The organism is Methanosarcina sp. UBA5, assembly GCF_002505485.1.
GTDB lineage: Archaea > Halobacteriota > Methanosarcinia > Methanosarcinales > Methanosarcinaceae > Methanosarcina.
The window spans coordinates 65,123-77,418 of record NZ_DAVG01000082.1; the positions used below are offsets into that span (position 1 = coordinate 65,123).

A 12,296-nucleotide genomic window follows, 5' to 3' on the forward strand; every position below is an offset into this window, starting at 1 on the left:
TTCACTCAATGAATGTTTAGTATTTAATTATAAAACATTTATTTTAATCTTACGTCTTATATTTTCCGATAACTGTAGACATCAAAGTAAAGTAAAATTGATTAAGATGAAAGTTAATTTTTTAAAAAGTGTTATATATAATTACGCGCCTTTTATGATCTAACTCACTCTTGCCCTAATTACAGATTAATCTTACAGACAAATTTTACAGATGATCAAAAGCTTGAGGTTAATATTATGACAATCGTGGAAGATGCACAAAAAGGGATTATTACCGAAGAAATGAAGATTGTTGCAAAGGATGAAGGTCTTGACCCTGAATTCATCCGCCGTGGAGTTGCAGCCGGAAGAATTGTTATTCCAACCTCCCCATACAGGCAGGTAAAAATCTGCGGTATAGGAGAAGGGCTCAGGACCAAGGTCAATGCATCCATTGGTGTGTCCTCGGATATTGTTGATGCAGACATGGAAGTTAAAAAAGCCCAGGCTGCCGAAGCTGCAGGTGCAGACACCCTTATGGAACTTGGAACTGGGGGAGACTTCCTTGCAATCAGGAAAAAGGTCATTGACAGCATTTCCCTTTCAGTCGGTTCAGTGCCTCTTTATCAGGCTTTTATTGAGGCCGCAAGAAAATACGGTTCAATCGTGGACATGACCGAAGAAGAACTCTTCAAGGCAACTGAAGACCAGGCAAAACTCGGAACTAACTTTATGGCAATCCATACAGGGATTAATAATATCACCATGGACAGACTCAAAGCTCACGGTAGATATGGTGGTCTCTGTTCCCGTGGTGGCGCCTTCATGACTTCCTGGATGCTCCACAACGAAAAAGAAAATCCTCTTTATGAGCACTTTGATTACCTCATTGAAATCCTCAAGGAGCATGAAGTAGTCCTCTCTACTGGAAATGGAATGCGTGCAGGTGCAGTCCATGACGCAACCGACCGCGCCCAGATTCAGGAATTAATTATTAACGCCGAACTGGCCGATAAAGCCCACAAACAGGGTTTACAGGTCATTGTCGAAGGCCCTGGTCACGTTCCACTGGACCAGATTTCAACCAACGTAAGGCTTATGAAGGAAATGAGCGGCCACAAGCCTTTCTACATGCTCGGTCCACTTGTAACTGACATCGCGCCCGGTTACGACCACATTGTAACTGCAATCGGAGCATCGGTTTCGGCTTCATATGGTTGTGATTTCCTCTGCTATGTAACTCCTGCAGAACACCTTGCTCTTCCAAACCTCGAAGATGTCATCACAGGCGTCAAGACCTCAAAGATTGCAGCTCACGTAGGTGACATGGTAAAGTACCCTGACAGAGCAAGAGAACAGGACCTTGCTATGGGCAGAGCCAGAAGAGAACTTGACTGGGAAAAGATGTATTCCCTTGCAATCGACCCACAGCACGCAAGAGAAGTCAGGGCCAGCAGAGCGCCTGAAGACACAGATGCCTGCACAATGTGTGGTAACTTCTGTGCCCTCAAGATTGTCAACCAGAACTACAACCTCGCAAAATAAGCAGGTACAGTAAACTTTCAGAGTGAAGCCCTCGGGCTTTACTAATCATATCTTTTTTAAATGTCTTTCATGTTTTTGTTTTCACCTAATTTTTTTCTTTACTTTCTTTTTCAGTAAATTTCCATACTGTGCTCAACTCATACATTTTTATATTGTCTTGAAGCTCATCTTTTTGCCGTTCTGTCAGTTTAAAATCGATAACTTTTTACATTATTATCTTAAAAATATCGATAGTTATTCTTATTATTTTATTGAAGAATTGGAAAGATTTTTTACAAATCTGAATTGAAATTTTATTTTGTAAGGGTGGCGTTTTTATGAGACTAAAATCAGTTAAAGGGCTTGTTGCTCTCGGAATAGTTAAAGGGCTTATTACTCTGGGGTTATTACTCTTTTTTTCAACGTTTTCCGAATGTGGTGCTTCTACAGAGGTTACGAATTCCTCTGAAACACTAAACATGGAACAACCGTTTGAAAAGCTTAATCCCGGTGAGGTTACGACTGAATGGAATAATTCATATCTATTCAGCAGCAGAGAAAATGCCTTAAAAGAACTTGAAACCTTAAAAAAGAAGCCAGAGGAACTAAACACAACTTTCCGTCCAGAGTTTGAAAATTTATCAGGGCCTGTTTTACTTGATTATCTGGAAGCTGATAAGGAATTTTCAAAATTTACTGAAGTTCTGTACGTTTACGCATATACTCAGCTCAGTAAAAATGTAAGTGATCCGTTCTTTGCTTCTCTTCTTACGGACTCTCAGGATCTGCTTACCGAATATGGGAAAGCCAACTCGTTTACAACCGTGAAATTGACCTCGCTCAATAAGGAAGAATGGGACAGACTCTTTTCCGAAGAGCCAAAACTTGAGGAGTACAGGCCTTATCTTGAAGCTAAGTATATGAGGTTTGCAGACCACAGGCCAATGAATGAATCTCAGGCCATATGCCTTACAGAACTCGAAAACCAGCGCATGAAACTGGAGACTGAGGCTTTTTCAGAGATTACGAATAATGTCACGATGGCAGGAAATATAACACTTGAGAATGGGGAAGAATATTCAGTCAATTCCCAGTCTTACAATACTTTACTCTCAACTGATCAAAATCGGGAAAACAGAAAAAAATGTTATGAAAAGAGGTTTTACCACCTGAAAAACGAATCCGATTCCATGGCATCTCTCTATTCAGAAAAAGCCCGGCTTGACGATCTCGCTGCCAGAGAGTTGAACTACACAGATTACTATGACTACACTCTCTATAATGCCTATCTTAACCGTACTCAGATTGATGAGATGAATACCGTTTTCAAAGAAAGAAAAGGTGTGTTTGAAAACTATAATGAGTTCAGGAAAAATAAACTCGGAGTTGAAACGCTCAGACCATACGACCTTATGCTACAGTTGACAGACCAGCCTGGCAGGAATTATACATATGTGGAAGCTTTGCAGGAAATCCAGAAATCCTATTCCAGAATGGATCCCCGTTTCAATGAAATCTTTTTAAAAATGGTAACCGGGAATTTCATAGATGTATATCCTGATCCTGAACATGGAAAGCAGCCAGGAGGTTACACTTACGGATTATGTTCTTTGAAGTCTCCAGCTCTTGTATTTTTAAATTACAATGGTCTTATCAGCGACCAGAAGGAAATTACTCATGAACTGGGACATGGGATTAACTTCTACCTTATGGGTAACTTCGTCGATTTCCTCTACTGCTCAGGTCCTATTTATGAAATGGAGGTCCCTTCCACTTTCAACGAAGAACTTTTTGTTGATTACGTGGTTCAAAATTCCGATAAAGAAACCGCAGTTAATGTTCTCTCCCAGCATATAGGGGAATATCAGAACTACCTTACTCGCCAGCCTATGATTACGGAATTTGAATATAAAGCCCACAAGCTCTGTGCTGAAAATGGGACAGCTAGCGGAGCCGACCTCAATGCGATCTGGACAAACCTCTCTAAAGAGTATGGTAGCGACTCGGTCGAATATTATAATAAGGATTCTGCGGAATGGGCCTATATTAACCATATTTACTTAGCAACCAATTATTATACCTTCAACTATGCAGTTTCAAAGGCAATAACTCTCTCCCTTTTCAAACAGTATAAGGAAGACCCGGAAACTTTCAACAAAAACTACATTGCTTACCTCTCAGCAGGTTCGACAATGCCGCCTGAAGAAAAACTCAAAAAATATTTTGGGATCGAAATCAACAGGCAGCTTTTTGAAGATGCAATGGATGTTGTTGAGGCGAGAATTCAGGAACTCAATAAACTGGAAGCAGAAAAGAGTGTAAATAAGTCTGATTCTGCCGTAAAAAGTCTGGAGATGTCTGGATTTTTTTGGGTAAGTGGATATAAAAACAAATGAACTTGAATATTTCAGGTAAAACACTTTTAATGCTTCAGATAAAACGCTTGAGGGTGTTCGCAGGTACTTAAGTGCCCTTAACCTTCAGTTTCTTTTTTACAGGAAGATTTCTCCCAAGTTATTTTCCATCTGTTAAAAACTACCCTGTTTAGCGAACTGTATTATTTTGGTCGTTGAATAAAGATTTCTATCAGAAACGATACAGTTATCTGCAACAGATCTACAACCGCGTTTCTGGAGGCGAACAAAATGTATTACGATATAATCAAATCTCCAATCGGTTCCATTCTTCTTGCAGGGAATGAAAAAGGGCTGAAACATCTTATTTTTCTGAAAGGTAAGAAGAAAATAGAAATCCCTGTTGGCTGGATAGAAGATAAAGAATTTTTCAGGGAGGCTGCCAGGCAGCTTGAAGCTTATTTTTCCGGGAAACTCCAATCTTTTGACCTGAAACTGGCTCCCGAGGGAACGGAGTTTCAAAAATCAGTCTGGAAAGCTTTATGCGAAATCCCCTACGGGGAAACCCGAACTTATAAAGAGATAGCTGTATCTATTCGAAAGCCAAAGGCTTATAGAGCTGTGGGGCTTGCAAATAACCGGAATCCGATTGCGATAATTATCCCCTGCCACAGGGTAATAGGCTCAGACGGAAAGCTTACAGGCTATGCGAGTGGGCTGGATATAAAGGAATTTTTACTGCGACTTGAAGACGGTTGCTGAGGGATTTTTAGTATTATAATATATTACAATTAAGAAAAATTTAATACCGATAACATTTATAAAATCTTATATTATTTTCAGAAAGAACACATATAGTTCATTTTCGATACGGAACAAACGATAAGAATGCTAATATTTTGAAATGGTTGGCGATGTTGTGGATAAAGCGATAGTTACTGAGAGTTTATCTAAAAAATATGGTAACTTCGAAGCTGTGAAGGATATTTCGCTCAGTATCAAAAAAGGAACTATATTCGGACTTCTGGGCCCAAACGGAGCAGGAAAATCCACTACTATTAAGATTCTTACCTGTCAGTTTCCTCCTACCTCTGGTACTGCATACATTGGAGGATTAAACACTGTATTGGATGCAGTAGATATAAAAAAGAAAATTGGAGTTGTTTTTGAGTCTCAAAACCTGTATGAAGAATTATCGGTTTATGAAAACCTCAACTTCTTCCGCCGGTTATACAATTCTCCGAAAGAAAGAATAAGTGAAGTACTGAAGGCAGTAGGAATGGAAAGGCATCAGAAAAACAAAGTAAAGACTTTTTCAAAAGGCATGAAACAAAAGATAATGATTTCTCGGGCCCTACTCAATGATCCCGAGGTTTTATTTATGGATGAGCCCGGAAGTGGATTGGACCCACGTTCGGCAAGGGAAATAAGGCAAATGATTCTTGGCCTTAAAGAACAGGGCAAAACAATCCTCATAACGACACATAATATGGAAGAAGCAGATTTCTTATGCGACTATCTGGCTATCATACATAAAGGCTCTATAATAGCTATGGACACACCTACAAATCTGAAAAAAAGATATGGGGAGGATGTTTTGATGATCAAGACTGTAAAAGGAGATATTTACGAGTCGCCTCTAAATACAAAAGCCAGTAGCGACATTTTTGAGAAACTCTCCGGAAATAATCAAATATCCCTTGTACATTCAAAAGAGGCTACAATTGAAGATGTTTTCATAAAACTAACCGGGGAGAAATTGACTGATGAATCTTAATGTTGTACTGGCTATCTTTAGAAAGGACTTAATATCATCAGTAAAAAGCAAGAACTTATTGATAATACTATTAACTCCGATTTTTTTGTCTCTTCTTTTTAACTCCACTATTTCATTGACTGATAATGTCGCAGTACCTATTTCAGTTTATGATGAAGGGTCCAGTGCCGATTTTATTGAATATCTAAGTTCGAGAGGTAATTATGACATAATTACTGCAGACTCTGCGGATAAATCCGAAGAGTTACTTTATAATCAAAAAGTTGCAGCTATTATGCTTGTGCCAGAAGGCTTCAGTGCCGATATAAAAAACGGATTAACTCCTTCCCTGAATATCATTGTCAACCCTTATGAGGCAAAATCAGTCGTATTTTTACAAACTTATAAAGATATCATCATGGACTTTGCAGGACAGAAGTATCCAGTGAATATCACCTTAAATTCGCTCCCTGGAGACCTGCAGTCTAGGTTCAACATCCCTGTGTGGATTATGTTTACCGTAATATTTGTTGGAATGATGGTTTTACCCAATACGCTGACCACAGAGAAAGAGAAAAAAACCCTTGATGCAATACTTGTGTCACCAGCTTCGGAAAAAGATGTGATTTATGGTAAGTCGTTTTTTGGACTATTTCTAACAATAATCATATCCCTAGTTATAATTATTATAAACAGAGGTTTCGTCGGAAACTTCCTATCGGTCACAGTTTTTATAATTCTCGGTTCTACAGTATTCACAGGCCTTGGGCTTCTGATTGCCAGTTACGCTGATAATTACTCTTCTGCATCTATACTTTCCACTGTTTGCATGGCACCCCTGATTTTACTGGCTCTGCTGGCCGATTTATCCCAAGAGATTGGGTATATTTCCCATCTCGTACCAAGCACCTACGTGTTTTACGGCATAAAAAGTGCTATGTTGAATAACTCCGGAATCTCTGATCTTTATCCTGAAGTTGGAATCCTTCTTATATTTAATATTCTTGTATATGTGCTGACATTTCGTGTTCTTAAGAAGAAGAAATATATATGAACTTTCGATCAGGCTTTGCAAAAAGATTTTGTAATCATGCCTGGGATGTAGTTTTTTAGAATTCACACCAAGATTACATCACAAAAATATACTTTTGGAGAAAACAGTACTGAATATTAAAACAAGCTCAAGAACCGGATATATAGATCGATACGGGAATCTTATATCTGGGCAAAACCTCCTTTTCCTCCCCACCCTGCTGAGGAGTTCTGCCGATGTAAAAAAGGAGAAAATGCATTATCTTTATGACAGGTGCCCGATTTGATAAAGAAATTTGATAAAGAAAAAGGTTTCAGGCTGCTCCAGGAAAATGTAAAAGCTTTTCCCGAAATAATCAGTTTGCCTCTGAAAAAATATTCACCAGGACCCTGTGCACTCAGATCCCACTGAAACAGAGAAAATTCATTTATTTATCATAGAATTGCGCAATTTTAATTATTTCAGCTTTTCTTGAGATAGACAGGGTTCAGTGCTGAATCTCAGCCCAGTTGCTTACCGCCGTAACGGAGTTGAAACATTCTTCGAGAGATTCTGCGATACATTTATCAAGAGATGAAGGTCTCTATAAGGCATGCAGATACCCCCTTCCAATATGTCCTTTTCGTCTTCTTTATAGAGCGAAAATGCAAGCATCATGTGCGTTCCCACGAAGGGAGGAGTTATAGTAACAGCTTTCTCCAAGGTTTCGTTGTCTTCGATGCGTATATTTTTCCAGTCAGCCGATATAGGTAGAAGCGTATCTTCGAGCTTGACTTCCATTGTATAGTTTACAGGCTTCTGCTCATGGTTTGTAATTCCCACGATTACGGTTCCATTCTCACCGAGTACGTAGTCGGTAGGGTAATTCTCAGCTGTTCCATCAGGTCCTAGAATGTAGAATTCAGTAAAAGGCTCCTTTAAAGACTCCTCATCCAGAATATCAACTTCGGTAGAAGGTTCTTTAAAAGACTCCGCGATTTTCAGCATCTCGGTTTTTTCAAGAGACCCGATTAGATTTATTTCAACTCCTCCGAGCTCCCACTGTAACATCTTCGTGTCTCCAAATTCATTAAGGTATTTTCCTTCCTTTCCATTGATGCTGATTTTCTCAGCTCCTTCCATGAAAGAATTTTCTTTAGACTTATTTTCATAGACAGTTTCTATTACATCAAAGTTTTCAGCTCCTTTCTGGTAGCTAAGAATTACGGTTTCTGAACCCTGACCTTCAGCGGCTCTATCACCTTCCTCAGATATCATTGTCGAGTTAAGCATGTAGCCGTCCGGCATATATTCTGGGACAAGGATCTCAAAGCTTGCTTGTTGTCTGGCTTCTTCAAGGCTCAGGTTGTCGGGGACTTTAAGTTCTTCGTCCATGTCAAGAGTTTCTACTTTTGCCCCTTCGGGAATCTCAAATTTGAATTCAGAATCCGGGATCCCAGTATTTATTTTCAAGTCACGTATTTCCACTTCTGTTATCAGGTTTCCTTTATTGTTATAAATACTGGACTTAAGCACCATCCATGTCTCTCTGTCAATCCATATTTTCGTTCGAGAAGCTAGTTCTGACCCGTTTTCTTTGACTTTTGGTCTGGCTTCAAGGACATACGCACTTCTTCCATCCACCTCTTCCACTCCAAGCATGGAAACCTCACTTTCATTCACGAAATTACCTATGATACTGACAAAATCTTTCTCCGTTAAGAGTGGTTCTTCGGGCAGTTCCATTTTCGTGACAGTATTTGTTTCAGCGCTATAACTCCATACGAACTCCCCGTCAGAAACTGATTCGAATTCTTTTCCTTCCTCCACGCCAAACGTCTTCATCAGGTCAGGCTTTTTATACATTATCTGGATTTCGTCTTCCAGATCTTTTCCCCCGTTGACGTATGTTGTCGTATGTATTGTGCCGGAATAATCTTCAAGGCTGGCTTCTTTTTCCTGCATTTTTGCTACAATCTCTTCTGCGCTCATTTTTTCCTCGCACCCCGATGCAAGAAGAGCTAGACTTATTAGAATCAGTATAACTAATTTCTTTATGTACATCATTCTTCTCACGGCGTCTCCAATTTTCCAAAAAATTTTTATTGTTGGCCTTTACTTTTTCACATCTTTATATAATTTTCCAGGCCTGTATATTATAAAATAGAAAAAAACCGAGTGATATTTATGAGTTTAATTTCCCTCACTACCGATTTTGGAGACCTTTATCCCGCAGCCATGAAAGCCGTTATTCTGGGAATAAACCCGGCTGTACAGATTGTTGATATCACCCATTCCATCCGTCAGGCCGGAATCCGGGAAGGGGCTTTTGCTCTCTATTCCCTTGTTCGATATTTCTCACAGGGGACCGTACATATTGGCGTTGTCGATCCCGGAGTTGGGACTTCCCGCCGCGCTATTGCTATTAAAGCGGGCCGTGCAGGAGAAGAACAATTTTTTGTCGGCCCTGATAACGGGCTCCTTATCCCTGCAGCTCGCCGCCTTGGCGAAATTGAAGTATACGAAATTACAAATCCTGAACTTACGCTTAAATCAGGAATTTCTGCAACTTTCCACGGCAGGGATATTTTTGCGCCTGCAGGGGCTCATCTCTCAAAAGGCACAGCTATCGAGGCAGTTGGGCCGAGAATCTCGGATTTTGTGAACCTCGATTTCGAAAATTACGGAATTGACGGCCCCTTCCTTGTCGGAGAAGTTATTTTTGCAGACAGTTTTGGAAATGTAATCACCAATATCCCGGAAGAAGAAGTTTTAAAGTTCTCTACCTTTGGCTCACAGATGGAAGTAAACGGCAGAAGAGTGTCCTTTGTTCAGACCTATGGTTTTGTCGGGCAAGAAAAGCCCCTTGCCCTAATAGGCAGTCACAGCTTCCTAGAAATTGCTGTAAATAAAGGAAACGCTGCGCGTCAGTTCGGACTTAAAAGTGGGGATCAGGTCGTAGTAAAGACTGTATAAATAATGGCTGTGTGAACTGCCCTAAGCTGAAGACTTAATGACTTCCTGAGTCATCCTTTCAAATGCCCCGGTGATACAAATCCTGAAATAATAAATGCTGCTGCCTATTCTCGGGGAACTCTCAGAGCTGAAAAAGCAATAGACGCTCTTCTGGGAATGCTGGTCGAAGAAGATTCCGAACCCGAATAACTGCAGTTTATGCCCTGGGAACCATAGGCAGCCGAAAAGCCGTTGATGCTCTTCTTGAAACTCTCAACGACAGCAATCCCTGGGTCAGGCGGTATGCCGCAGAAGCCCTCGCAAAAATCGGTGATCAAAAAGCAACCGCTCCCCTTGTCAAAAACTTAAACGATCCTGACCCTGAAGTCAGGTGGGCTACAGCTGAAGCTTTAAGGGTACTGGAAAGCAAAATTCCGGCTAAATAAAAACATTTTGAGTTAAAAAGCCCTTTTTCAGGTATAAATCCATATTAAAGGGCTATTTCCCCTTATTTTAACTTTTGTCCCATTAATGGCATATTTCTCCCTGATACACAGGTAGTTAAGTGCGAGTGAGCAGAAAATCTCTATTTTACTCCTGGTTTTTCCGTTGTAATCTTTGGGAACTTCAACAAATTTATGTATCGATTTTCAATAAGTGATTAACCGAATTAGCTGTCTTAATAGCTCCAAATACACAATATATGGCTTTAAGAGCAACAACATCAGGAATTGCCGATCAGAGAACCGCAAATCACAGTCAGAGCATTACAACTGAAAATTCAATCTCTTTTAAAGAGTAAATAATATATTGTATTATACAATATTGTAATTCTTGGTAATGTGGAGCTGTTAGCCGATGGAGAATATCTCTGAGAAATTTGATTTTCAAATTACCCTTGAATCTGGAGAACTTGAGAAATCTTCGAAATGGCAAAAACAATGTCAACTACTATATGATTCCGTAAGAAAAAACCTACCTAATGGTTCAATTGACCCTGTAACCCGTAAGGGAAAAGATGGGGAAAGAAGCGGCGTAATTCTGTCATATGACACTTTTGCTCTGGCGGGCGTTACTCTAAACTCATTTTACATTCTTCTCAGATTGATTAATGTCTGGGAACGAAATAGAAAAAAAGCGAATGTAAAGTTGAGAACTAAAAATGGAAGTGAATTTGTTCTATCAAATTTATCTGTAGAGGAAGCCCGTGAAATATACGAGAAGCTGCAGAATGAAGATTATTAACAGGGGTACGCAAAAAATGGCTGGGAGAAGACTTGGCATTGTCATTGGCACAAATGAGTATTCTGACAGCAGTATTCGAAACCTACGCTTCGCAGAGAAAGATGCAAAAGACATAAAAAATATACTTCTTGATCCTGAAATCTGTGGATTTGATGAAGCTTTGGAGTCAATAAACAGAACCAGAACACAGACTTTTTGTGAAATTGACCAATTGCTTAAAGGTGCAGACAGTGAAGATTTGATTTTGATTTACTTTTCAGGCCACGGCGAACCTGACTCTCAACATGATCTGTGTCTATTATTCAAAAATACGAAGATGGATAGTTTAATTCCCACTTCTCTGAATTATTCATTGGTCAGGAAGTGTATAGATGCTTCAAGCTGCAAGACTGTTGTTGTAGTTCTCGATTGCTGCTACAGTGGAGCTGCAAGCATAAAAGGCAATAATTTAAAAGAAATTATTTCTAAGTCTTCTGGGTCAGGTACTGTTATACTCTCTGCATCTAGTGAGTTCGATGTAGCAAAAGAAGATGAAAAACTGGAGAATGGCGTTTTTACATATTATTTTGTTGAAGGACTAAAAAGCGGAGCTGTCGCTGGTGATAATAACGGCGACATAAATCTTGACGATCTTTATAATTATGTTTATGAAAAAGCTATTAGATATTCGCAAGTTCCTTTTAAACAAGTCGCTTGTGAAGGAAAGGTTCTCATTGGAAAGAATCCCTTAAAGGTCAAAGAACAGGATTTCAAGAAGAAGAAACGCAAATTGGCTAGAATAATCAGAAAAGAGCTTCCAACTGATGTCTACAATATATCCATGATTGTTCTTGTTGATGGTTATGAGAAACCAGGAGAATTAACTGAAACTGACAAAGAAATTAATAGTTCTTTAGAAGATCTTCTAGAAGGTAAAATAAGTGTTAAAACATATATTAACACAGTCCAATGTTACTTGGAAAATGAAGAAATCGAATACTCACCTGTTTTGGTGAAATTTAGGGAACAAGAAACTCCAGGAGTTTATAAAGATCAAGAAATACCAAAAACCTTCTTCAGCCCTTCTACAGAAATGGAATTCGTACTGATCCCAGCCGGAAGTTTTTCAATGGGCTCACCTTCCAACGAGGATGGTAGATATGAGGGTGAAGATCCGATCCATAAAGTAACAATCAAAAATCCTTTTTACCTTGGAAAATATCCTGTTACTCAGAGGCAGTGGGTTGCTGTAATGGGTAACAATCTTTCCTATTTCAAAGGTGATAACCTGCCTGTTAAATCTGTCTCATGGAATGATGTTCAGGAGTTTATCGCAAGACTCAATGAAATGGAAGGCACCGATAAATATCGCTTGCCTTCCGAAGCTGAATGGGAATATGCGTGCCGTGCCGGGACAACAACAAGATATTCCTTCGGGGATGATGAGTCGAAGCTTGGAGATTATGCATGGTATAGCAATAACTCTGGAGCT

The 12,296-nt window shown here is 39.6% G+C and carries 11 protein-coding genes; 9 read left to right on the forward strand and 2 right to left on the reverse strand.

Annotated features, from left to right (window positions below; all coding sequences use genetic code 11):
• Positions 1-237: 237 nt before the first annotated feature.
• From thiC to BP621_RS09120, 5 genes are all read left to right on the forward strand, one after another.
• Positions 238-1,524 carry a phosphomethylpyrimidine synthase ThiC gene (gene thiC / locus BP621_RS09100; RefSeq protein ID WP_292389290.1) on the forward strand — a complete coding sequence of 429 codons (1,287 nt, stop codon included), beginning with the start codon at positions 238-240 and terminating at the stop codon, positions 1,522-1,524.
• 317 nt (positions 1,525-1,841) lie between these two features.
• Positions 1,842-3,899 (forward strand): M3 family oligoendopeptidase, encoded by a 2,058-nt coding sequence (locus BP621_RS09105; protein WP_292389291.1) that lies wholly within the window; start codon positions 1,842-1,844, stop codon positions 3,897-3,899.
• Between the two features lie 249 nt (positions 3,900-4,148).
• The gene (locus BP621_RS09110) at positions 4,149-4,619 is read left to right on the forward strand and encodes a methylated-DNA--[protein]-cysteine S-methyltransferase (protein WP_292389293.1); all 471 of its coding nucleotides are present in this window, start codon (positions 4,149-4,151) and stop codon (positions 4,617-4,619) included.
• 142 nt (positions 4,620-4,761) lie between these two features.
• A complete protein-coding gene (locus BP621_RS09115) occupies positions 4,762-5,634 on the forward strand; it encodes an ABC transporter ATP-binding protein (RefSeq protein ID WP_292389295.1) in 873 nt (290 codons plus the stop codon).
• Positions 5,624-6,667 (forward strand): ABC transporter permease, encoded by a 1,044-nt coding sequence (locus tag BP621_RS09120; RefSeq protein WP_292389297.1) that lies wholly within the window; start codon positions 5,624-5,626, stop codon positions 6,665-6,667. The genes BP621_RS09115 and BP621_RS09120 overlap by 11 nt, the downstream gene beginning before the upstream one ends.
• A gap of 492 nt (positions 6,668-7,159) precedes the next feature.
• Here the strand turns inward: BP621_RS09120 and BP621_RS09125 are convergent, their stop codons facing one another.
• Complete coding sequence (locus tag BP621_RS09125; protein ID WP_292389306.1) at positions 7,160-8,692, reverse strand: DUF1616 domain-containing protein; 1,533 nt, start codon at positions 8,690-8,692, stop codon at positions 7,160-7,162.
• 120 nt (positions 8,693-8,812) lie between these two features.
• On the opposite strand from BP621_RS09125, the gene BP621_RS09130 reads away from it, so the two are divergent.
• The gene (locus tag BP621_RS09130; protein ID WP_292389298.1) at positions 8,813-9,601 is read left to right on the forward strand and encodes an SAM hydrolase/SAM-dependent halogenase family protein; all 789 of its coding nucleotides are present in this window, start codon (positions 8,813-8,815) and stop codon (positions 9,599-9,601) included.
• 104 nt (positions 9,602-9,705) lie between these two features.
• On the opposite strand, the gene BP621_RS09135 is transcribed toward BP621_RS09130, so the two are convergent.
• Positions 9,706-9,918: a hypothetical protein gene (locus BP621_RS09135; protein WP_292389299.1), complete on the reverse strand. Its 213-nt coding sequence runs from the start codon at positions 9,916-9,918 to the stop codon at positions 9,706-9,708.
• Here BP621_RS09135 and BP621_RS17225 point away from each other — a divergent pair.
• The 3 genes from BP621_RS17225 to BP621_RS17075 all read left to right on the forward strand — a co-directional run.
• Complete coding sequence (locus BP621_RS17225) at positions 9,814-10,026, forward strand: HEAT repeat domain-containing protein (RefSeq protein WP_394339297.1); 213 nt, start codon at positions 9,814-9,816, stop codon at positions 10,024-10,026. The genes BP621_RS09135 and BP621_RS17225 overlap by 105 nt on opposite strands.
• Before the next feature lie 412 nt (positions 10,027-10,438).
• Positions 10,439-10,825: a hypothetical protein gene (locus BP621_RS09140; RefSeq protein WP_292389301.1), complete on the forward strand. Its 387-nt coding sequence runs from the start codon at positions 10,439-10,441 to the stop codon at positions 10,823-10,825.
• Positions 10,826-10,841: 16 nt separating this feature from the next.
• The coding region (locus BP621_RS17075) for a caspase, EACC1-associated type (protein WP_349682062.1) at positions 10,842-12,296 on the forward strand (1,455 nt) is incomplete at its 3' end.

Excerpts from the sequence above, each read along its gene's own strand:
- thiC (WP_292389290.1), top strand. The coding sequence starts at position 238 with ATGACAATCGTGGAAGATGCACAAAAAGGGATTATTACCGAAGAAATG.
- BP621_RS09105 (WP_292389291.1), top strand. The coding sequence starts at position 1,842 with ATGAGACTAAAATCAGTTAAAGGGCTTGTTGCTCTCGGAATAGTTAAA.
- BP621_RS09110 (WP_292389293.1), top strand. The coding sequence starts at position 4,149 with ATGTATTACGATATAATCAAATCTCCAATCGGTTCCATTCTTCTTGCA.
- BP621_RS09115 (WP_292389295.1), top strand. The coding sequence starts at position 4,762 with ATGGTTGGCGATGTTGTGGATAAAGCGATAGTTACTGAGAGTTTATCT.
- BP621_RS09120 (WP_292389297.1), top strand. The coding sequence starts at position 5,624 with ATGAATCTTAATGTTGTACTGGCTATCTTTAGAAAGGACTTAATATCA.
- BP621_RS09125 (WP_292389306.1), bottom strand. The coding sequence starts at position 8,692 with ATGATGTACATAAAGAAATTAGTTATACTGATTCTAATAAGTCTAGCT.
- BP621_RS09130 (WP_292389298.1), top strand. The coding sequence starts at position 8,813 with ATGAGTTTAATTTCCCTCACTACCGATTTTGGAGACCTTTATCCCGCA.
- BP621_RS09140 (WP_292389301.1), top strand. The coding sequence starts at position 10,439 with ATGGAGAATATCTCTGAGAAATTTGATTTTCAAATTACCCTTGAATCT.